General features: G+C 44.0%; 19 protein-coding genes. 4 read left to right on the top strand and 15 right to left on the bottom strand.

Annotated features, from left to right (window positions below):
• The first annotated feature begins 80 nt into the window (after nucleotides 1-80).
• The 4 genes from K245_RS0102415 (at nucleotide 81) to K245_RS0102430 (ending at nucleotide 4,008) form a co-directional block, all read left to right on the top strand.
• Nucleotides 81-1,412 carry a FliI/YscN family ATPase gene (locus tag K245_RS0102415; RefSeq protein WP_027358024.1) on the top strand — a complete coding sequence of 444 codons (1,332 nt, stop codon included), beginning with the start codon at nucleotides 81-83 and terminating at the stop codon, nucleotides 1,410-1,412.
• Between the two features lie 149 nt (nucleotides 1,413-1,561).
• Nucleotides 1,562-2,011: a flagellar export protein FliJ gene (gene fliJ / locus K245_RS0102420; RefSeq protein ID WP_027358025.1), complete on the top strand. Its 450-nt coding sequence runs from the start codon at nucleotides 1,562-1,564 to the stop codon at nucleotides 2,009-2,011.
• Entirely contained in the window at nucleotides 2,008-2,817 is an 810-nt protein-coding gene (locus K245_RS26240; protein ID WP_051283801.1) for a MotE family protein, read from the top strand. Before fliJ ends, K245_RS26240 begins: the two co-directional genes overlap by 4 nt.
• 225 nt (nucleotides 2,818-3,042) lie before the next feature.
• Complete coding sequence (locus K245_RS0102430) at nucleotides 3,043-4,008, top strand: hypothetical protein (RefSeq protein ID WP_156906673.1); 966 nt, start codon at nucleotides 3,043-3,045, stop codon at nucleotides 4,006-4,008.
• Between the two features lie 375 nt (nucleotides 4,009-4,383).
• Here K245_RS0102430 and K245_RS0102435 read toward each other — a convergent pair whose 3' ends face one another.
• From K245_RS0102435 to K245_RS0102510, 15 genes are all read right to left on the bottom strand, one after another.
• Nucleotides 4,384-5,259, bottom strand: a complete 876-nt coding sequence (locus K245_RS0102435) for an AraC family transcriptional regulator (RefSeq protein ID WP_027358027.1) — start codon at nucleotides 5,257-5,259, stop codon at nucleotides 4,384-4,386.
• A gap of 189 nt (nucleotides 5,260-5,448) precedes the next feature.
• Nucleotides 5,449-6,918, bottom strand: a complete 1,470-nt coding sequence (locus K245_RS22740) for a sensor domain-containing diguanylate cyclase (protein WP_051283802.1) — start codon at nucleotides 6,916-6,918, stop codon at nucleotides 5,449-5,451.
• A gap of 77 nt (nucleotides 6,919-6,995) precedes the next feature.
• Nucleotides 6,996-8,453, bottom strand: coding sequence for a sensor domain-containing diguanylate cyclase (locus K245_RS0102445; RefSeq protein WP_027358028.1), 1,458 nt, complete (start codon nucleotides 8,451-8,453; stop codon nucleotides 6,996-6,998).
• Between the two features lie 208 nt (nucleotides 8,454-8,661).
• Nucleotides 8,662-9,345 carry a FliG C-terminal domain-containing protein gene (locus tag K245_RS0102450; RefSeq protein ID WP_027358029.1) on the bottom strand — a complete coding sequence of 228 codons (684 nt, stop codon included), beginning with the start codon at nucleotides 9,343-9,345 and terminating at the stop codon, nucleotides 8,662-8,664.
• Between the two features lie 255 nt (nucleotides 9,346-9,600).
• Complete coding sequence (locus tag K245_RS0102460) at nucleotides 9,601-10,443, bottom strand: MBL fold metallo-hydrolase (protein ID WP_156906674.1); 843 nt, start codon at nucleotides 10,441-10,443, stop codon at nucleotides 9,601-9,603.
• 14 nt (nucleotides 10,444-10,457) lie between these two features.
• Nucleotides 10,458-10,913 (bottom strand): dUTP diphosphatase, encoded by a 456-nt coding sequence (gene dut, locus K245_RS0102465; RefSeq protein ID WP_027358031.1) that lies wholly within the window; start codon nucleotides 10,911-10,913, stop codon nucleotides 10,458-10,460.
• A 339-nt stretch (nucleotides 10,914-11,252) separates the two neighbouring features.
• Nucleotides 11,253-12,521 carry a M16 family metallopeptidase gene (locus K245_RS0102470; protein WP_027358032.1) on the bottom strand — a complete coding sequence of 423 codons (1,269 nt, stop codon included), beginning with the start codon at nucleotides 12,519-12,521 and terminating at the stop codon, nucleotides 11,253-11,255.
• On the bottom strand, nucleotides 12,514-14,613 hold the full coding sequence (gene pnp, locus K245_RS0102475) for a polyribonucleotide nucleotidyltransferase (RefSeq protein ID WP_027358033.1): 2,100 nt from the start codon (nucleotides 14,611-14,613) through the stop codon (nucleotides 12,514-12,516). Before pnp ends, K245_RS0102470 begins: the two co-directional genes overlap by 8 nt.
• A gap of 274 nt (nucleotides 14,614-14,887) precedes the next feature.
• A complete protein-coding gene (gene rpsO / locus K245_RS0102480; RefSeq protein WP_027358034.1) occupies nucleotides 14,888-15,157 on the bottom strand; it encodes a 30S ribosomal protein S15 in 270 nt (89 codons plus the stop codon).
• A 160-nt stretch (nucleotides 15,158-15,317) separates the two neighbouring features.
• Entirely contained in the window at nucleotides 15,318-16,217 is a 900-nt protein-coding gene (truB, locus tag K245_RS0102485) for a tRNA pseudouridine(55) synthase TruB (RefSeq protein WP_027358035.1), read from the bottom strand.
• A gap of 14 nt (nucleotides 16,218-16,231) precedes the next feature.
• Complete coding sequence (locus K245_RS22745) at nucleotides 16,232-17,203, bottom strand: DHH family phosphoesterase (protein ID WP_051283804.1); 972 nt, start codon at nucleotides 17,201-17,203, stop codon at nucleotides 16,232-16,234.
• A complete protein-coding gene (gene rbfA, locus K245_RS0102495) occupies nucleotides 17,203-17,568 on the bottom strand; it encodes a 30S ribosome-binding factor RbfA (protein ID WP_027358036.1) in 366 nt (121 codons plus the stop codon). The genes K245_RS22745 and rbfA overlap by 1 nt, the downstream gene beginning before the upstream one ends.
• Nucleotides 17,569-17,603: 35 nt before the next feature.
• Complete coding sequence (infB, locus tag K245_RS0102500; protein ID WP_027358037.1) at nucleotides 17,604-20,564, bottom strand: translation initiation factor IF-2; 2,961 nt, start codon at nucleotides 20,562-20,564, stop codon at nucleotides 17,604-17,606.
• A 72-nt stretch (nucleotides 20,565-20,636) separates the two neighbouring features.
• A complete protein-coding gene (gene nusA, locus K245_RS0102505) occupies nucleotides 20,637-21,956 on the bottom strand; it encodes a transcription termination factor NusA (protein ID WP_027358038.1) in 1,320 nt (439 codons plus the stop codon).
• Nucleotides 21,953-22,426 carry a ribosome maturation factor RimP gene (locus K245_RS0102510; protein ID WP_198013808.1) on the bottom strand — a complete coding sequence of 158 codons (474 nt, stop codon included), beginning with the start codon at nucleotides 22,424-22,426 and terminating at the stop codon, nucleotides 21,953-21,955. Before K245_RS0102510 ends, nusA begins: the two co-directional genes overlap by 4 nt.
• Nucleotides 22,427-22,772: the final 346 nt, after the last annotated feature.

A 22,772-nucleotide genomic window follows, 5' to 3' on the forward strand; every position in this document is an offset into this window, starting at 1 on the left:
AGCTTTTTTCAAAAAGCGACTCGCCGAAGGCACTCATAACTGAAAATAAGACAGAGCCGCAAAAATCAATAAGGCTTTTAATGACCGACCCCCATATACATGAGATTCACTGGGAAAAATACTTCGATGCCATTGATTCCTGCAGGCTTGGAGAAATAGAGGGCAGGATTGTAAATGTCATCGGACTTATTGCAGAGGCTGATGGCCTGGGTATGGGGATCGGCAGTCTTTGCAGAATTACAAAGGATGACGGCCATGAAATGATGGCAGAGGTTGTCGGATTCAGAGGCAGCCGTGTTCTTCTCATGCCATATGGAGAAACAAGGGGAATAAGGGCTGGCAGTAAGGTCACACTCATGGACAAGAGCCCCAGGGCTTTTGTTGGCGACGCTTTTCTTGGAAGAGTCGTGAGCGGAATGGGTGAACCCCTGGACGGGCTTGGGCCAATAAAACCCGAGGCTGAATACCCCCTTTACGGCAATCCCATCAATCCACTTGAAAGACGCCAGATTCACGAGCCCCTTGATGTCGGCGTGGCAGCCATTAATGTCATGATCCCTCTTGGAAGAGGCCAAAGAATAGCCATCATGGCTGGTTCAGGAGTTGGTAAAAGCATGCTCATGGGCATGATGGCCAAGCATACGACAGCCAATGTTTCAGTAATAGCACTCATTGGTGAGCGAGGCAGGGAGGTTAAGGATTTTGTTGAAAGCAATCTTGGCCCTGACGGATTAAAAAATTCTGTCGTGATCGCGGCCACTTCCGACACTCCGCCCCTGGTAAGAATGAGGGGAGCTTATCTTGCCACCACAATTGCGGAATATTTCCGGGATCAGGGCAAAGACGTGCTTTTGATCATGGACTCCATCACCCGTTTTGCCATGTCTTCGAGAGACGTAGGCCTAGCTGCTGGTGAGCCCCCGACCAGTCGAGGCTACACGCCTTCTTTTTTCGTGCAGATTCCTATTCTGCTTGAAAGGGCCGGCGCAGTTGCAGGCAAGGGAAGTATCACCGGAATATATACGGTTCTTGTGGAAGGTGACGATCTCAATGACCCTGTCGGAGATACCGTGCGTTCTATAGTTGACGGTCATATTGTATTGTCCAGACGTCTTGCCAACAAAGGTCATTATCCTGCAATAGAGGTTCTTGAAAGCGTAAGCCGTGTAATCAGGGATGTGACTGAGCCGGAGCATCTTAAAATGAGGCAGAAGGCCATAGATCTGATGGCCGCATACCGGGAGGTCGAGGATATGATCAATATCGGAGCTTATGTGGAAGGTTCTGACAGCAGAATCGACTATGCCAGAAAGGTAATGCCTAAAATAAATGCTTTTCTGAGACAGTCTGTTGACAAGAAAATGTCCATTGAGATGGGCGTGGCTGAATTGAAGAATATCTTCAAGAACTAAGGATTACAAGGTCGTAAAAAGTCCGATTAAAGTCATTGCGGCGCAGGCCTGAATCCAGAAATAATTGAAATTACTGGATGTTTTATCAAGTCCGGCATAACGCTGATGCTTTATTTGACTTTTTGCAAGTCCATCAAGGATGATGTTTTATGAAAAAATTCAGATTCAGTCTTGAGCCTCTTTTAAAATATCGTACCTTCATGGAGCAGAAGGCAAAGCAGGAACTTGCCGAAGCTTTGAAAAATCTCTCAGACTGTGAGGAACAGATAAAAAAACTGGAAAATGACAAGATCAACGCCATGGTTGAAATGGACAGGGAAATGGCAAAGGGTATTTCATCAGACCAGTACAGGCTTCACACTTCTTTCATCGACTCCCTGGATGCAATGATTCTCAGTGAAGAAGACAGAAGAATCAGACTAATGAAGGTCGTGAGGGAAAAACAGCAGGCTCTTGCAAAAAGATCGGTTGATAAAAAAGCCATTGAGAATCTTAAACAGAAAAAGAGGACTGAATACCTTGAAGAAATGGCATCGAGCCAGCAAAAAATTGCGGATGAGATAATCATGGTCAGAAAAGCGAGGGAAAACCTGAAATGAAATATTCAATCATACTGTTTTCATTGGTTTTGTTCATGGTTTTTTATTTTTCTCCGCCTGGAACAGAGAAGAATTCTATTTCTGTTTCCCCGGTTTTTGCCGAGGCAAAGAAAGAAGAAAAGCCCGCTGAAAAAAAAGAAGATAAGGCAGAGGCCAAAAAGGAAGAAAAAAAAGCGGATAAGGACGAAAAACCGGCTGAAGAAAAAGGCAAGGAAGGCGAAGAAAAAGCCGCTGAAGGTGAAAAAAAGGCCGAGGGCGAGGCTGCCAAAGCAGAAGAGGCTCCAAAAGGTCCGTCAGAGGAAGAAGTTTCTGCAATGCTCAAGGCAATAGAGGATAAGAAAAAAGCACTTGCGGCAGAAGAAGAAAGAATCAATTCAGAAAGAAAACGTCTTGAGACCCTGAAAGAAGAAATAGATGAAAAAGTTGATGAGCTTACCAAGATTCGTCAGGAAACAGAAGGATCTATAAAGAATCTGGATTCCAAAAAATCAGCCGAAGAGATTGCAAAGGACGCGGCTGAAAAAGCCGAAGAAGAAACAAGGCTCAAGCAGCTTGTTAAAACATATTCCGCCATGAAACCCAAAAGCGCCGCTGCCCTGTTTGACAAACTCGATAACGATGTAGCCAAAAAAGTGATTCTCAGAATGAATGGCGATGTTGCAGGTAAGATCATGTCTTATGTAAACAGTGAAAAGGCTGCTACCATAAGCGAGGTGATTGCCGCAAAAAATGGCACGAAAACTGTCCGTCCCGAGACTGAAAAAAAGCCCCAGGACGCAAAAGAAGCACCTCCTGAGAAAAAGTGATTTGGATTCGCAGGTCTGATTAGAGCGCCCTTTGCTCGTAATCAGACGTCATAATTTTTGATTTATGATTGATGTAATCAGACCAATATTTCAAAAATCATAAATTGAAAATCATGTGCCGTCGGGCCGCTTTTTTGGAAAAAGCTCAGCAAAAAACTTATGTTCATATTTTGAAAGGTAATACTCATAATGATATTAAAACAGCAGATTCATCGGCTGATTTTTTTGAATAAATGCATTGTCTTCATATTTTTGAGTTTTTTTCTTTTTTGCGGACTTACCGGATGTTCTGGTCTTCAAAAAGACTCAAAATCCATATCTGCCATATATTCAATGTCAGATGAAAAATCTGAATTCTCCCCTGTTTTTGAAATTCAGGGTTATGAAAAAGATCTCAACAGGATCGGAACTCCATCAGCCGTAATTCTTGATGGAGGTGACGAGGAAATCATCATAGATATAACAAAGCCGTCTGTTTTCACCCAGACCCAGAAATTCAAAACAGAAAATGGAAGCTATACAAATAGAATTTACAGGGTTCACTTTCCCAGAGTGCCATATTTCCATCTTACAGCCGGAAACAATGTTGGCCTTCTTGTGATTGTCACCATGGATTCTTCAAACAAGGCTGTTCTTGTCACCACAGTGCATACATGCGGGTGCTACAATGCCATAATTCCGACAAACTATCTCCAGGAAAGCGCGTATCCTGATGGCTGGAATAAAGAATCTTTTGATTTATATGGGGAAACCCTTCCCGGAATGATAGATCTTTCCAATTCTGATTCATCCTCCATTCTTCTGAAAATAAGGCCTGATGTGCACAGGGTCATGGATATAAGGCCTTTGGCAAAAGAGAATTTGAATGCCTCGGATGAACGTCCCAGATTTGAAATGAAGAAGCATGATATGTCCGAACTTGAAAAGATCTCGGCAGGCGAAGGCAAAACCGTGAATTTTTTCCATAAGGACGGCTTAATGAAAGGCCATGTAAAAGGGACTGTAAAACCCCTTGAGATGATGTTCATGAGTCTCATCAGCCTTGATCTTTTTGTCGGTTCGGACAAAATTTACTCACCGCCCGATGAGTATGGGAATCCCTTTTATACGAGCTTGAAACCCTGGAACAGAAATGAATCAGATATGCGTGACTTTGCCGGATATCTCAAGTTTTGGGGATGGAAGCTGTGATTTGATTTATGGCTTGACTCGTTACCGTGCTTTGCGTTTTCAGGTTTAAATACCAGAATATACTTCACATCATCATAAATGGAACTCTTCAGTTAGATGAAAGGTCAAAGGCCGCTTTTTGAAAAAAGCTTGGCAAAAACTTTTCGGTTATGGATTCTTTTGCGTGAAAAAACATATGTTCTCAACTCTTAATAAAAAAATATAAAAGTTTTGGGAAAGGTCTGGAAAACCCTTTTTCAAAAGAGTTTTCCAGTAATAATGCAACAACAGGCAGGCATTTAAACTGCCTGACTCATTTCAAATGTTCAGGCTGTGACATTGATGAGTATAAATAAAGGCCCCGCAGAAATCAGCGGGACTTTCGTAAAATGTCGATTATTTATGAATAGGAATGCAGATATCAGTTACAAGCTCTTCGGCAGGAGTTGTTTCTGGGCTGTTTCTGTATATTTCCAGGGAAGGCGCAAGTCCTGGTTCATAGCCGCTTGAAGGAAGCCATTCTCCGTAAAGCCAGCGGTAACAGTCATGCAATCCGTCATAACTTCCTTTGTGGGTAAGAACCGCAAATTCCCCGCCCATGATTTTTTGTTTTATTACCCCATTTTCCGGAATGTAATTGTCATTTACTTTGATGCAGGCGTCATAACGAATTTTGTCCTTTTCTGTTATGTCAGGATCATCGTAGCCAATACCAACGCAAAGATGTGGCATAACGGCATTTTTCATAACCGAGTCATTGCTGCATAGTTTCTGCCAAGCTGTATGGCATTCAAAATAGCTTCCAGTATGGCGTACAGATGCCACAGTTATTTCTTCAAGGTTTTCAATTCTTACGTCCATTTTAGTCTCTCCATAATTTTTTATTGTGACTTCTGAATAAATAGTCTTTTCAGGAGATAACCCGATGCTTGTGCCAGATTTCCTGTAATCCATTGGAGACATAAGGAAAATTTTCTTGAACGCACGGGAAAACGATTCATGATTTTCATAGCCAGCATCAAAAGCTATATCTGTGACTGGCCTTGAGGTGTATTTCAGATCCCAGGCAGCGCGCTCAAGCTTGAGCCTCCTTGTGTAATCCATGAGCGACTCTCCTGTCATGGCCCTGAAAATCCTGTTGAAATGCCACGGTGAAAAGCAAGCAACACCTGCAAGTTCTTTAGTCCCGAGCTGTCTGTCGAGATGCTTTTGAATATGCATCTGCACCCTCAGAATGCGTTCTTCGTAATCCTGTCTGGTTCTTTCATTCATGCTATCTCCCTTCATGAGGAGATATATAATGGATAATAATATGGACTGCTTGACAATTTGTGCTTTTTCTCACGGAGGATTAATCAGAGTTCTTTAATCGAATAAAAGGTCCCGAAGTGTCTGTAAATACAGGATGCCGGATCAGGCCCGGCATGAAGTCAACGCCTTTTGGGTTTTTTTGCAAGTTCATCAATTTTCAATGATGGTTTCAATTCTGTTGCGGCCGTTATCCTTGGCCAGATAAAGTGCCTTGTCAGCCCTTTCCATAATAGATTCAGGGGTTATGTCTGATTCCATAAGCCCTGATATTCCTATGCTGAGAGTTGCCTTTATTTCATTTGAACCTGCGGTTATCCTGATATCTTCACATCTGCTCCTGATTCGTTCAGCCGCGTCATTCGCTGATGTTATGTCTGTCTCAGGTAAAATAACGCAGAATTCTTCTCCGCCTATCCTTCCGGCAATATCCATATTTCTGATAGTGTCTTTGAAAAGCTTTCCCATTGATCTTAGAACTTCATCTCCTGCGCTATGTCCATATTTGTCGTTGACCTTTTTGAAGTAGTCAACATCAATCATTAATAGCGAAAGGGATCTTGAATAACGGTGGGATCTTTCAATTTCTGTGTTTAGTTCCTCAAGAAAGGCCCTTCTGTTAAGAAGACCTGTCAATGCGTCAATCTTTGCCTGAAACTCGAGCTTTGCTTGGGCCTCTTCACTGTATTTTATTGAAGCCAGCAGATGGTACCAGAGAAAAGCCACAAAAACCGTAACCCAGAAACAAAGGCCAATGATCGTCATGGTCTGCTTTTTCCATGGCGCAAGAACATCTTTCATCGCAGAAGAAACCGCAATGACAAGGGGATAACTCTTTAGCCTTGAAAAACTCACTAATCTGGTCACGCCGTCCGTAGCGCTGCCATCAGTCAGAAAAGTCCCGCTTTCTTTTTGCATATGAGTGCTGAACTCAGAATAACTCAAGATAGATTTGCCAATGATTTTTTCGTTAAACGGGGCTCGTGCAATAATCTGCCCCTTATTTGAGAGTATTGTTATTGTCCCGTTTGGCTTGATTCTGGAATTTTCGTGAAGTTCTGCAATCCTGTCAAGTTCTATTGCTGCGAAAATCACTGCTACGTATTTTGACTTGGCATTAACAGGTATAGATATAGGCACCAGCCATTTATTGGTGACCCTGCTTTTCAGTGGCTGGGATATATAAAATCCTTTTGTGGAGTCATCCAGCTGGACTTTGAAATATTCGCGGTCAGAAACATTTGCCAGCTCGTATTCGGACTGTTTCGGAATATAATGAAGCCCTCCTGAAGGAGAGACTATCCTTATATCCACAAGATTGTCCGAAAGCTTTCTGAATCCGTCCACAAGACCTATGAATTCCTCAGCGCTGGCTGGGTCTGAGTCAGGATGATCCGCAATCCACCTTTCGGAAGCCTGGAGAGAAAGCTCTATAATCCTGAACAGACCAGTTGTCTGCTCATCTAATGCTGATCTGAGCTGACCGAGGATTTTGGCGTCTGCGTCAAGAATCCTTTCACGTTCTGAGAAAGACCAGAAAAAGACCATGCCCCACATGAAACAAACGAGTAAGGATATTATGCCAAATATGCCTGCCCTGGTTCTTCTGAATTTGATTTTCATGTGTCCCTTTGCGAATATTTTGGGGAAAATTTATTTTTTAAATATCATGTATTCCAAGGCGATTCGTATCTATTGCTTCAGAAAGACGCCTCAACCCTGTTGCGGCCCTTGTCCTTTGCCAGATAAAGCGCTTTGTCGGCTCTATCCATAATGGTTTCTGGCGCTTTATCCGATTCCATAAGCCTTGATACGCCGATGCTCAGCGTTGCCCTGATTTCATTTGTTCCAGAGATTATCTTGAGCTTTTCAAATTTGCTCCTTATCCTTTCCGCCACGTCGGTCGCTGATTTAATATCAGACTCTGGCAGAAGAATGCAGAATTCCTCGCCTCCTATTCTGCCTGCAATATCAACGCCCCTTATTGTGTCGCAGAAGAGCTTTCCAAGTGATTTGAGGACTTCATCGCCTGCGCTGTGGCCAAATCTGTCGTTAATCTTTTTGAAATAATCCAGATCAATCATGAGCAGTGAAAGGGGTCTTGAATATCTATTCGATCTTTCGATTTCAGAACCGAGTTTTTCGAGAAAGGCTCGTCTGTTACGAAGCCCGGTCAAAACATCAATTTTAGCCTGATACTCAAGCTTTGTCTGGGCTTCTTCCCTTGATCTGATTGCATCAAGCAGCTGGAACCAAAAGAAAACCACAAAAAAAGTAACGCCTGTGCCAAGGCCTATGATTGCAATGGTCAGCTTTTTCCATGTTTCGAGGATATCGTCCATTGCGGACGAAACCGAAACGATTATGGGGAAATCCTTTAGCTTTGAAAAGCTCACCATTCTGGTAACTCCGTCTGTGATATTGCCATCGGTCAGGAATGTTTCCATGTCCTTGTTCCTATGCTTATAAAGTTCAGATTTTTCCAGAATTGGCTTGCCAATCATTTTTTCATTAAACGGAACCCTCACATTGATGAGGCCCTCAGGTGACAGTATGGCTATTGTGCCCTTAGGCTTTATCCGTGACTTTTCGAGCAGTTCGATTATCTTTTTTAATTCGATTGTAGCAAGAATCACGCCAGCATATTTTGACGCCGAATTTACAGGAATGGATACTGGTAAAAGCCATTCATTTGTGATTTTGCTTTTAACCGGAGAGCCAACATAGAAACCTCTTGTAGCCTCACTAAACTGGGCCTTGAAGTATTCATGGTCAGAAACATTGACCCTGGCCCGCTCACTGCTTTGGGCTATGATTTGAAGGTCACCTGATGGAGAGATTATTGTGATATCCACTTTATTGTCAGAGAGTCTTCTGAATCCGTCGACAAGATTTATGAATTCTGCCGATGTGGCCGGATTTGCGTAGGGATGGGTTGAAATCCATCTTTCCGATGAATAAAGAGAAAGTTCGATTGTTTTGAACAATCCCTTTATCTGCTCTTCAAGAAGGGATAGCAGCTGCTCTATTATGCGGGAGCTGGAATCAAGCACCCTTTCTCTTTCGTTAAAAGCGCCGAAAAGCATTATTCCCCACATGAATAATATGGGTATGAAAATTACACAGAATATTCTGGCTCTTTCGAATTGATGCCTCATATGCCCCCTTGCTGTTTGACACGCCCGCAAAAAGCCGTTTTAAATATTTCCTCTAATGCCGGAAGTATGAATCTGTTGTGGGCGGTCTGACACCGGGGCACAACAGATTAAACCAGATCCGGCATGGCATTATGCCATTTTGATATTTTGCGAGGGCTCATCATTCAAGGCCGTCAAGATGCCAAAGTTTGATTGGTGTTCATTCGCTTTAAGGTCTGATAAGAGCTTCAACAAGAGTTTGCTGGGCCTCGTCAATTTCTTCGGGATCTGCTCCTGATGCGAATTTCATATCTTCTTCTATTATTTCCCTGAATCTTGAGGGTATATTCGAGAATATCTTGTTTTTTATGGCATCGGTTGAATCAAGGAGGGCCATAGCTATGATTCCTATATCAACCCTGAAAATTCTGGAGCTTATGTCCATATCCCTTATGCCCATGATGTCCTCGAAAAAATAGACTCCGTGCTTTTCTTTGTAGGCCTTGATTTCCTTTTCAAGAATGCTGAAATAGGTTTTCTTTTTTTCCTTGATGGCAGACATCATATGGGATCTTTCTTTTGTATCCGAGATGCATATCATCTCTGCCAGATGTTTTTTTGGGTTGAAATCCTTATATCTGACCTCTAGTGACCTGACAATTTCTTCTTCTACCTTATCAAGGATCTGGTTTAGAGCGGTTTCGGTTATGCTTTCAAGATCGATGAGGATTGACAGGATCTTCTCGCGCTTTTCAGGCTTGATTATCTTCATGAGTCCCGCAGCGCCTTCGACTGTCATGTTCATTATTATGACAGCCGCACTCGTATCCGAGATATGCATCAGTATTGAAAGAAGATCTTTCGGTGGTATTGTTCTTACGAGCATCCATGTATTGAAATTGAGCTTCTTCATCTATTAACGCCAAGGATCATTTAAGGTTTTTGCTGATTGCCAATGCTGCAAGAAAGTCAGGGACAAAAGCAGCCCATCCCCTTTTTTATTACACCATTGATAAATGCTCAAGAATTTATAATTTGAAAAGACTCTATCATGATTATGGAGATTTTTTTCATGCTATTGATTAAATTGTGTCTGGGAAATTCACTGTCAAGTGGCATGGATGTCACATTAACTGTTATATTTGGGGAGACAATGGGGGCAGGGCTGTCAGATCTTATAAACTTCAGAAGCTGATGTCTGATCAGCGACCGTTATCCCTACGCGTCTGCCTCTTATCGCTTCAGATACGGTTCCGAGGGCCATTTCACGGGTGTTGTTTTTTTCGCTTACATGGCCGATTATTACCTGTCTGAGTCCTGGATGGATAATCTGGGTGACGAGTTCTTTGGCTTCCTGGTTTGACAGATGCCCGACCCTGCTTCTCACTCTCTGCTTGAGTGTCCACGGATATGGGCCGGATGCAAGCATTACCGGATCATGGTTTGCCTCGATCATTACGAGACCGCAGTTCATGAGTCTTGTTTTGACAAGGGATGTGGCGATTCCAAGATCGGTTGCAATACCCATTTTTTTTAAACCGGATGAAACAGTGAATCCTGCCGGATCTACAGCGTCGTGGGATATACTGAATGGTTGGATTTCCATTCCGTTTATTCTGAATGCATTGCCGCATACAAATTCCCGGATTTCATGGAATGATTTTTTTTTGTCACCGATTGCGGCCATTGTCGCCCTTGAGGCGTAAACAGGAATTTTATATCTTTTTGATAATACGAACGCGGCCTGGACATGGTCAGTGTGTTCGTGGGTTATGAGTATAGCCTTCAGATTTGAGGTCGGCAGATTCTTGGAGGCCATTCTTTTTTCAAGCTCTATGCCCGAAAGACCCGCATCGATAAGGATAGAATATTTGCCTGATGAAACATATGTGGAATTACCCTTGCTGCCGCTGGCAAGGACACATACTGACATCTCTTGATCAATGCTGCCGGATTCATCGTAAATATGTTCTGTGGATTTGTAATTGTTAAATGTCACTGGATCAGGCATTGATTTATTTTCCGTTATATCCCGGTATGTCCGAACCCGCCGGTTCTTTCTGTTTTTGAAAGCTTTTCAACTTCATCAATTGTCACCTGATAAACCTTCTTGATCAGCATCTGGGCCACACGATCGCCTCTTTTAAGCACGAACGGGGCCTTCCCAAGGTTTATTATGGCCACCTTAACTTCTTCACGATAGTCTGCATCAACAGTTCCTGGTGAATTAATCAGGGTTATTCCGAATTTTACGGCAAGTCCGCTTCTTGGCCTTATTTCACCTTCATAACCTTGAGGAATGGCCATGGCAAAACCTGTGGGAACAAGAAAAATGTCTCCTGGCTCAATGACCGTATCTTCGTTTACAGCCGCGCAGAGATCCATGCCCGCAGAACCGGGAGTCATATATCTTGGTATGGGAATATCAGCGTCCTGGTCAGGTCTGAGTCTTACAATTTTCAGAAGGGGTATTTCTGGCATAATGCTCCGGTATTAATTTTAAAAAAACGTTTCTGTATCAATTTGTCTGTTTTAGGAAGAGGAGAGCCTTTTGTACAGCTTTTTCCTTGTGCGGGTTCCAAAAAAAATGGTGCGCAGACCATATAGTCCGGGCACCATATCTTTATCAAAGCTTAATGAGACAAAATATCAATTTTTTTGTGAAACTTTTTTACAAAAAATCGACCCGCGAATGCTAATATTTCTGATTTTTGAACGATGTTTTTTGAAACATTGGTTTGGTTCCATCAATCATAAATTCAAATTCTAAAATCAAAAATCCTGGCGTTGGATCACGGACAAAATGCGTCCTAATCTGACTTACGAATAAAGCGCTTCTTTGAGCTTATTTCTGTCCAGGTCAGGGCCGAGCGCTGTCAGAGCGAGGCTTTCAGGAGAGAAACATTCTGACGCAAGGCGCTGAATGTCTTCCCTTGTGACCTGGTCAAGCTTTTCAGAAACCTCTTCGACGGATATGAATCTTCCGAAGTATGCTTCGTTCTGGGCTATTCTCATAACCTGACCGTCTGTATTTTCCTCGGCAAGAAGTATGTTCCCGCGTATGAATTCCCTTGCAGCATCGAATTCAGACTGGCTGACAGTCTCTTTTATGAGCCTGTCCAGCTCTTTTTTTATGAGAGCCACTGATTTTTGGGCGTTCTCAGGAGCGACTCCGGCATAAACGCCAAATGATCCTGAATCTGTATTTGTGCTGTTAAAGGAGTAAACATTATAAGCAAGGCCGCGCTTTTCCCTTATTTCCTGGAAAAGACGGGAGCTCATATTTCCACCCAGAATTGTATTCATGATCCCTGCTGCAAACCTGTCCGGTGATGTGTAATTTATTCCGTTCATACCGATGCAGATATGGGCCTGTTCAATATCTTTTTCATGCACCATGACATGAGGCCTGATTACGGGCGGAGTTCTGTCCGGAAAGCCTAAACCTGATTTTATGGTTTCAAAGCGTTTTCCAACGAGGTCAACCACTCTTGAGTGCTCCATATTCCCAGCCGCCGCAATTATTACTTTTTGGGGGTCGTAATTGCGCCTGAAAAATTTAAGAACATCATCCCTTGTGAAGGACATGAGCATTTCAGGTGTTCCGAGAATGCTCCTTGAAAAAGGATGGCCTTCCCAGAAATGGCTGTCAAACAGAAGATGAACATATTCATCAGAATTGTCTTCTGTCATGCTTATTTCCTGAAGAACCACCTGGAGTTCATTTTCCATTTCCTCAGGAATAAAAGCAGGATTCAGAAAAATGTCTGACAGAATATCAGACATTTTTTCAAGATGGGTATCAATGGCCTTTGCGTGGAAGCAGGTGCTTTCCATGGAAGTAAAGGCATTGGTGTGGCCTCCGATTGCGTCGAAGGCCTTGGCTATCTCGTATGCACTACGGGTTGTCGTACCCTTGAACAGCATATGCTCAATGAAATGAGCCATGCCGTTCTCTTCAGGGTATTCGTCCCTTGAGCCTGTATCAAGCCATACTCCCATTGCCACTGATCTGACATGGGGTATATGCATGCTCAGGATCTTGACCCCGTTTGAAAGGGTCGTTTTTGTGTAGGACTGACTATTCATTCGTCGTGTCTTCCAGAAGGGCCTTGCGGCTCAGTCTGATTTTCCCGTCCCTTGAGATTTCAAGAACCTTAACCCTGATTGTCTCGCCTTCGCTGATGACATCAGTTACCTTGCGTACTCTTTCCTTTGCAAGTTCGGAAATATGAACGAGTCCGTCGCATCCAGGCTTGATTGTGACAAAAGCTCCGAAGTCAGTTATCTTTGCAACGAGACCTTCGTAAATTCCACCAACTTCAGGATCGAGTGCTATGTCGCTGATAATTTTATGGGCCTTGGCAGCGTCGTCTTCATTTGATGCGGAAATCTTTATAATGCCTGAATCGTTTATCTCGATCTGGGTATTGGTATCTGCCTGGATCTGGCGTATTACCTTGCCACCCGCTCCGATTATATCGCGGATTTTGTCTGTATTGATCTGCATTGTATGTATTTTAGGAGCATGAGGAGATATTTCATCCCTTGATTCAGAAAGAGATTCGAGCATTTTACCAAGAATATGAAGTCTTCCTCTTCTGGCCTGTTCAAGGGCCTGGGTCATGATTTCCTTGGAAAGCTCGTTGATCTTTATGTCCATCTGAAGGGCTGTGATGCCTTCGCTTGTCCCGCAGACCTTGAAGTCCATGTCTCCTGTATGATCTTCGTCTCCAAGTATGTCAGAAAGGATTGCAATCTTGTCGCCTTCCTTTACAAGTCCCATTGCAATGCCTGATACAGGAGCCTTGATCGGAACTCCGCCGTCCATGAGGGCAAGTGTGCAGGAGCATACGGTTCCCATGGAAGATGATCCGTTTGATTCTGTAACTTCAGATACAAGACGGATTGTGTAATCAAAGTTTTCCTTGTCAGGAAGAATGGCTTCAATGGCTCTTGTCGCAAGAGCACCGTGACCGTATTCACGTCTGCTTGGTGCTCCGACTCTTTTTACTTCGCCAACGCAGTACGGAGGGAAGTTGTAATGAAGCATGAACTGCTTTTCGGATTCTCCGTGGAGAAGTTCGACTTTCTGGGCATCCCTTCCTGATCCGAGGGTAAGCACTCCAAGAACCTGGGTTTCGCCTCTGGTGAAGAGAGCCGAGCCGTGCGGACGAGGAAGAATGTCAATATCGCAGGTGATTGGTCTTACTTCATCAAATTTTCTGCCGTCGACTCTGATTTGATCAGTGAGTATGATATCCCTGCTGACTTTTTTGACAAGCTCTGAATACATGCCAGAAACTTCGGCTTTGCGGTCTGCATATTCTTCGCCAAGAGCAGCTATCAATTCTGCCTTGACCTTGCTGACAGCGTCCTTGCGGCTGAACTTGTCAGGAGACATGAGCGCGACCCTGAGCGGTGCTGACGCAATTTCTTTTATTTTTGCCAGAAGAGCTTCATCCCGCTGCTTTGCTTCAAAAATTCTCTTTTCTTTGCCAAGCGCAGCCTGGAGCTTTTCCTGGGCCTCTATGATTGGCTTGATTGCATCATGTCCGAAATAAATGGCATCGAGCATTTCTGCTTCAGAAACCATCTGACCGCCGCCTTCAACCATTGTGATTCCGCTTTTTGATCCGGCCACAACAATATTGATATCACAAGAAGGATCCGAAATCTGGCTTATGGTCGGATTTGCAACAAATTTTCCGCCGATTCTTGCTACTCTGACACCTGCTATTGGGCCCATGAATGGTATTTCAGAAATGCTCAGAGCAGCCGAGGCTCCGATGAGGGCAAGAATATCAGAATCGTTTTCCTTGTCCATTGAAAGAACCGTTGCAATAACCTGGGTCTCGCAACAGAATTCATCGGGAAAAAGCGGCCTGATAGGTCTGTCTATGAGGCGGCAGGTTAGAACTTCCTTTTCGCTAGGACGGCCTACTTCTCTTCTGAAATAGTTGCCAGGAATTCTTCCCGCAGCATATATCTTTTCTATATATTCAACTGACAGCGGAAGAAAGTCGGTTCCTTCCTTTGCGTCTTTGATATAGGAAACAGTCACAAGGACTATTGTGTCTCCATATTGAACGATTGCGCTTCCTGCTGCCTGTTTTGCTATTTTTCCGGATTTGATGGTAAGCGGTTTGCCCTCAACGATTGCTTCTACTACATATTCCATATTTTTTTCTTCCTTGATTCTCTGCACCCGGACAAATCGGAGAGACTTACGCCAAAACAGCATTCCATTTTAAGCTGTCGTATTAAGGCAGGATTGGATAATTTGGTGTGTAAAATGAAATCCTGTTTGTGCGCGAGCCCTTGCCGTGTGTTCCAGATACATTGGGTTTGTTATTCTCATTTCGCATTCAGATTACAATTGTATTGCATCTTGATTGCGGAAATGAAATTTGCCAAAAAAAGCGGCGCAGGATGCGCCGCTTTTTTATTTTTTATTACCTTCTGAGACCGAGAGCCTTGATTATGGTTCTGTATCTCTGAATTTCCTTGTTTTTCAGGTAGTTCAGCATTCTTCTGCGCTGACCTACAAGCATAAGAAGACCTCGTCTTGAGTGATGATCTTTTTTGTGAGTCTTGAGATGATCAGTCAGATACTCTATTCTGTTTGTAAGAAGAGCAATCTGAACTTCAGGGGAACCTGTGTCAGACTCATGGGTCTTGAATTTTTCGATTACTTCTTTTTTTGCTTCGTTTGACATTGTCATTCTTTGAATCTCCGTTTGGTTTGGAATATATATTACGATTTTGCATATCCCGACCATGTTGATTTGTTCATGGTGGTCTCCGAAATCGCGGTCCAATATTCCATTCAGACCAAGCGTTCCAGACAACTCTTAACGTGATACGCGCTTCCCATGCAGATTTTCAGATCAGGACACAGTGGTATCCATATCTGCCAAATTCATCTTCATACCTCAAAATAGCCATGAGGTCATTATTTTTATTTACAATTTTCAAAAATCCGTCGCTGTCCGCAGCAAATTCAGCACTTACAGAATCAAGATTTCTGCCATGCCTTATGGTAATTTCAAGTGATTCATCAGCAATCAGCTCCGGCATTCCTTTGAGTGCTGTGGCTGGTTCGAAAACGAAGTCAATGCGCTCTGTTTCAGGAACTTCCCTGAAATCATCCAGTTTTATGGCGTCTTCCACATTGAATCCGCAGTTCACGGTTCTTCTCAGTTCTTTAAGATGGGCGCCACATCCTAATTTTTGTCCAATATCATAGCATAGTGTGCGGATGTAGGTGCCTGACGAGCATCTTACCCTGAAAAATACAGAAGGCAGATTGATTTCAAGAACCTCAAGCTCAAAAATTGTCACCGGTCTCGCCGGTTTCTCAACTGGCTTTCCCTTTCTTGCGAGCTTGTATAAAGGAACTCCGTTGTGTTTTAGGGCTGAAAAAGTGGGAGGCTTCTGAAGAATATCACCTTTAAAACATTCACATGCTTTTTTGATATCAGATTCACTGATTTGATCTACAAGTTCGGGGTTGCACTGGCTCGTTATCTGGCCTGTTCTGTCCTGGGTATCTGTTTCTATTCCGAGAAGCATCTCAGCTTCGTAGGTTTTTTCTCCGCCTAAAAGAAACGAGGAAATTTTTGTGGCTTTTTCAAGGCATACAACCATAAGGCCTGTTGCAAATGGATCAAGGGTTCCTGTATGTCCGCACTTTGAAGCTCCAAGAAGTCTTTTGACCCTTGCCACGACAAACGCAGAACTGATGCCGGATGGTTTGTCAATCAGAATAAGTCCGTTTTTCATTTTTCCCATTTATATTAAAGTGCGTCGGCAAGACGCATTATATTGTCCTTGAGTGCGGAAAAAGAGGAAAGGGTGGTGAAGCCGGCCGCTGTCGAGTGGCCTCCGCCTCCAAAGCTTGCGGCAAATGATGATACATCTATTGTCCCGTCTGATCTCAGGCTGACGTAATACAGCGTCTCATCTTCTTTGATTTGCTCCCTGGCCTGGGTTTCAGCTTCCTGGATAAAAGCTGCGACCCTCACATCTTCGATATGTTTTGCGTAATTTACCAGACCATTAACATCTTCGGCGTTTGTGCCTGTTTCCCTGAGCATTCTCTGGGTCAGAGACATCAGGGAAAGTTTTCCGTTCTTTGACACTTCAATGGATTCAAGTACCATGTTAAGGAGTTTGATTCTTCCGAGGGAGTATGGGCTGTATATATTTTGAGCGACTATGTATGGATTTGCGCCTTTTTCAACCATATCGGCGCATATTTCGAAAGATTTCCTAGTTGTGTTGGAAAATCTGAAGGAACCTGTGTCAGAAACTATGCCCGTATATATTGCAAAAGCAATATCAGTGGTGATTTCTGCTCCGAGATCCATTATCAGGTCGTGAATGATCTCGGATGTTGAGCAGGCTTCGGGCTTTATAAGTCTGGCCTTGCCAAAGCGGGTGTTTGTCTGGTGGTGGTCTATGTTCAGAAGTATATGAATGTTTTCTATGCTTTTATGCAGATTCCCGATTCTTGACAGGTCTCCGCAGTCAAGAATCACGGCAGTATCATAGTCATCAATGCATCCTGGCGTCTGGGTCAGAAGCTCGACTTCCGGCAGATACCTGAAAACCGCAGGAAGCCTGCTTTCATTATAGACTGTTACTGTTTTTCCAAGGGATTTCAGTGCGAGACCAAGCGCAAGGCTGGAACCAACTGCGTCGCCATCAGGATTTTTATGACTTGCAAGGAGTACGTTTGTACTCCTTTTTAAATACTCTAATATCATTAACTATTACTGTCGCTGTCGCTATTCTTTATGTTTTTAAAAATTTCTTCTATCTTCTGTCCGTATTTGATGGATTTGTCCACCTCAAAGCGGATATCAGGCATATACTTCAGTCCGAGATTCTGGGCAAGCGTTCTTTTTATGAATCCATAAGCGCTTTTGAATCCTGCGAGTGCTTGCTTTTCCCTTGTCTCATCGCCTGTGGCAGAAAAAAATACTGTGGCGACCTTCTTGTCAGGCGTCAGTTTGACACCGGTAACAGCGACCAGAAATAGTCTCGGGTCGCTGATTTCCTTCACAAGCATCTCCGCCAGGATTTTTTGTATATGTCCTTCGAGCCTTTCGGATCTAGGATATGACTTCATAAATACTCCAAACACCTGAAAGCCGTTAATGTGAATTATTCATCCATCTTTGGCTTGATTTCTTCCATGTAGTAACACTCGATGGTATCGCCAATCTTGATATCATTGAAGTTTTCAATGCCGATACCACAGTCATAACCTTGTGCAACTTCTTTAACGTCGTCCTTGAAGCGTCTGAGTGATGAAATGTTCCCATCATAGACTATGATTCCGTTTCTAAGAACTCTTGCCTTGAGATTGCGCTGGATCTTGCCGTTTGAAACCATTACTCCGGCGATTGTGCCTACCTTTGGAATGCTGAATGCCTCAACTACTTCCGCGCGTCCCATGACACGTTCCTCGTAAGTAGAATCCATGAGGCCGATCATGGCGTTCTTGATGTCCTTGATAGCATCGTAGATGATGTTGTAGAAACGCATGTCAACATTTTCTTCTTCTGCCATTTCATGAACTTTTGCGCCAGGACGGACGTTAAATCCGAGTATGATGGCATTTGAAACAGCCGCCAGCGATACATCCGACTCTGTAACAGTACCTGTAGCTGAGTGAATAACATTGATCTTCACTTCGCTGGTAGAAAGCTTGGACAACGATTCCTTGAGTGCTTCAATGGATCCATGAACGTCAGCCTTGAGTATGAGGTTAAGGTCTTTAACTATGCCTTCCTCAAGCTTTTCGAACAGGCCTTCGAGGCTCATTCTGCTATTTTTTGCCAATTCTTTTGCTCTCTGTTTCTGGGCTCTGTCCTGGCTAATCTGTCTCGCATCTTTTTCACTCTTGCACTCGATGATTTCATCGCCAGCCATTGGAACACCTGAAAGACCAAGAACTTCTACAGGGATTGACGGGCCAGCTTCGTCAGCCTTTTGTCCCTTGTCGTTGATCATGGCTCTTACTCTGCCGTACTGGATACCGCAGACTATGTATTTCCCTGGCTTTAACGTTCCTTCCTGGATAAGAACCGTAGCAACAGGGCCTCTTCCTGAATCGAGCTTGGCTTCAATTACGTGGCCTCTTGCCATTTTCTCAGGATTAGCCTTGAGATCGAGGAATTCAGCCTGGAGAAGTATCATTTCAAGGAGGGCATCAATGTTTATGGCCTGCTTTGCAGACACATGAACAAATATGACATCACCGCCCCAGTCTTCTGCAAGTACACCATGATCAGACAGCTCTCTCTTAACTCTGTCAGGATCAGCGTCAGGCTTGTCGATTTTGTTTACTGCAACAATTATAGGAACGCCGGCAGCTTTTGCATGGTTTATGGCTTCAATTGTCTGGGGCATTACTCCGTCATCAGCAGCAACAACAAGAATAACTAAGTCCGTAATTTTGGCTCCGCGTGAACGCATTGAGGTAAATGCCTCATGTCCGGGAGTATCGAGGAATGTGATCATGCCTCTATCTGTTGTTACGCTGTAAGCACCGATATGCTGTGTAATACCGCCAGCTTCGAAATTGGCAACTTTTGTCTTTCTTATGACGTCAAGAAGAGATGTTTTCCCGTGGTCAACATGGCCCATTATTGTAACGACCGGAGCTCTTGTTATAAGAGATTCTGGTGCGTCAACTTCCTGGGCTATAAGTGTGTCTTCCTCAAAAGACGCTTTTTCAACTTCAAAGCTGAATTCAGAGGCTACGAGAACGGCTGTGTCGTAATCAATGGTTTGGTTTACTGTCGCCATGACCCCAAGCTCCATGAGCTTTGCGATCATTTCATTGGCTTTTATGCCCATGCGTTTTGCAAGTTCAGCCAGAATGATGGTTTCGTCAACCTTGATTCTTCTCTTGATGGCTTTAGGAACAGTAAGCTGGGTCTTCTGTGGCTCAGGCTTGGCCTTTCCGCCCTTCTTTTTCTTTCCGAATCTTCCTGACTCGCTGTACAGAGCATTGCCCTCAACAACTTCTTTTTTGCTGAAGGTTTTTTTCTTGCCCTTTTTGTCCCAGCTGTCTCCACCGCCGCCGCCATGACGTTTCTTTGCCTTGTCATCGGAAGGCTCCGCATTTACCACAGGAGCGATGACTTTTTCTTCAGGCTCGATTATAGGCACGTCTACGACAACAGGCCTTCTTTCGGGCTTGAATGTTTTTTTAGGCGTAATTTCAGGAATGAAATCAGGCAATTTGATGATTCTCGCAGCCGTAGGTTTTTTTCCTTTTTTCTTGGACTTAGAAGACCCCTTGTCTTCTTCCCCGCTGTCATCGGTTTCAGGTTTAACTGAAGTGTCCATGGGCTTTGCTGGGGCTCCTTGCTTGTCCTGTCTTGGAGTTTCTGATCCTGGAATAAAAGGCGGTTCGGCCTTTTTGTCCTCTTCGGCGATTATTTCCGCTATAACTGTTTTTACATTCTCTGGTTCGGAAGGTCTCTGAACAGAAACTGTTTCTGTTTCATGCACTGGCCTTGTTTCCCTTTTTTTGTGATGCTCTGCCTGTTTGTGTTCCTGGGCCGGAGTTTTATTTTCTTTTGTGCTTTGCTTCATTACTTCTTCAGGTTGCTCAAGAAGCTCAGGCCTGAAAATAACCTTTGCCGCAGAATGTTTTCCTGATGCATCCTTTTTTCTGGGCTGATGCCCATCCTGTTTTTCTGCAAACGTGTTGCCCGGCAGATCTGATTCTATCTTTTCAGATTGAGTCTGCTCTGCTTCATGATCATCAGGTTCTGCTATCATATCGGTTTCAGATATTTCTGCATGTGCTTCGAAGGATTCTTCTACTGCTGCTTCTGCAAGGGAATCTTCTGCTTTGGCTGCTGTTTCCTGATTGAGTTCCGGAGTTTCGGCGTTAGCTTTTCTTCTGCGGATGACAGTCGGTTTGTTTTTGTCGTCGTCTTCGGCTTTTTTCCCTGCTACCTGTTCTTTGATTAGTTTTACTGCGTCATCCTCCAGCGAGCTCATATGGCTTCTGACGTCGATATCCAACTGCATGATCTTGTCAAGAAGCGCTTTATGCGACATCCCCAGCTCTTTGGCCAATTCGTATACTCTGATTTTCGCCATCCGTCCCCCTTCCTATAAAAAACACAGGCTATTTCTGAACACCTGAACTTGCGGCAATTTTAGATAATTTTACTATTCTTTTGTTTCCTGATCAGGGAGAGAAGCTGATTCCTGAATGATATTCTCTTCCGGTTCCTGATCAGTGTCGTCGATTTCTTGGTCAAGAAGGGCAGCTGACTCCTGAATGATTTTCTCTGCGTCTTCCAGTGTCATACCTTCTACTGCCATGAGATCGTCGGTCGATGCATCTCTTATAATTTCAGGGGACACGAATCCATGCTCGTAAAGCTTTTCGGCAAGCACCATTCCAATGGAAGGGAGTATCATGAGTGCATCATACCCTTCTTTTAGTGCCTTGCTGTATTTCTCTTCGCTAATGACATCAAGACGCCAGCCTGTGAGTTTGGATGCAAGTCTGACGTTCTGACCTTTTTTCCCTATGGCAATCGAAAGAGATTCCGTCGGAACAATCACTTCCATTGATTTGTTGTCTTCATCAATTATGACCCTTGCTATTTCAGCAGGGGCAAGGGCGTTGCATACAAATTTTGCCTGATCCATATCCCAGGCAATAATATCGATTTTTTCGCCCCTTAGTTCCTGGACGACATTCTGTACCCTGTTGCCTTTAACGCCGACGCATGCGCCAACCGGATCAATGCCCATCTCTATGGAGGATACGGCTATTTTGCCGCGGCTTCCAGGCTCTCTCGCAGCTGCCTGTATAAGGACGATTCCTTCGTTTATTTCAGGTACTTCGGCCTTGAATAGGTTTATCAGGAAGCTCGGATGGGTTCTTGTAAGAACTATCTGCGGCCCCCTTGCATCATGAAGTACTTTCATGATGTTGGCCCTGATTCTGTCGCCTCTTCTGTATATTTCCCTCGGGATCTGCTCCCTTGCTGGAAGAAGGGCGTCGGTCTGGCCGAGATTGACAATTATGTCTCCGCGGTCGATCCGTTGGACAATACCGTTTATTATTTCCCCCTTGCGGTTGATAAAACCTTCGTATACCGCATCTTTTTCAGCATCCTTCATCTTCTGTATGATGACCTGTTTTGCTGACTGAGCCGCGATTCGGCCAAAAAGGGCGGTATCCATTTTAATGCCGAGGCTGTCACCAGGCTCGCATTCAGGATCAAGTTCCCTGCCTTCCGCGAGATTGATCTGGGTAGCGGGGTCCGTAACTTTGGTTACGACTTCCTTGAACTGAAATACTTCTATCTCGCCAGTTACCGGCTTGTACTGAACCTCTATTTCCGCATGTGGGCCAAGTTTTTTTCTTGCTGCAGAAGCTATAGCCTCTTCTATTGTTTTAATCAGAACACTGGAATCTATCCCCTTGTCGCGGCTAACCTGATCTATAACCCTTTTAATTTCATTAAACATCATTTTTCTCCGAATTCATAAACCAGCCTCGCGGTGGATATGTTTGCTTGGGGGATTTGCACAGGACCCTTGATGGTTTCAAGGATCAAGCGTCCTTCTTCAATGCCGAGAATTGTGCCTGTAAAGGTTTTCTGGTCGTTGATAAGGGTTTTGACTTTTACCCGCGCTTTTTTACCTGCAAATCTTACGAAATCAGACTCCTTGGCAAGAGGCCTGTCCAATCCCGGAGACGAAACCTCCAGTGTGTATGCACCTGAATTTTCAAGCAAGATGTCGAGCATGTCTCCCAGCTGTCTGCTGACAAGTGTGCAGTCTTCAAGGGAAACGCCGCCCTCTTTGTCTATATAAATTCTGAGAATGCGTCTTCCTCCCTGGGAAAGGAACTCTGCATGCACGAATTCCATGCCCTCTGCCCCGCACAGAGAAGATGCTGTATCCTTGATCTTGATCATTGTTTCGTTTTGCGTCGACAACCCGTTATCTCCTGGTTTTAATCCAGCCCTTTTACACAAAAAAGAAACGGGCGCAGAGCCCGTTTTTTCTGGTGCAGACAGACGCAATGCTGTTTGCCAGGCCATTCCCGACCCGTCAGGATCAAGAATTCTTTTGAGCATATACAGATATGTATATGAATAAAACATAACTATAAAATAAGTATGAGGAAATTGTCAATGATTAAAATTGGTTGGCCTGTCGTGACTGGTTTGTGACAAACGACGCCCAACTTTTTTGAGGATGAAGCCCTCCGGATAGGTGTGGCCAGAGGGCTTTTTGATTTCTTCGGCATTCAGGCCATAATATTTTCAGCCAGGATGCGGA

Source organism: Desulforegula conservatrix Mb1Pa (assembly GCF_000426225.1).
GTDB lineage: Bacteria > Desulfobacterota > Desulfobacteria > Desulfobacterales > Desulforegulaceae > Desulforegula > Desulforegula conservatrix.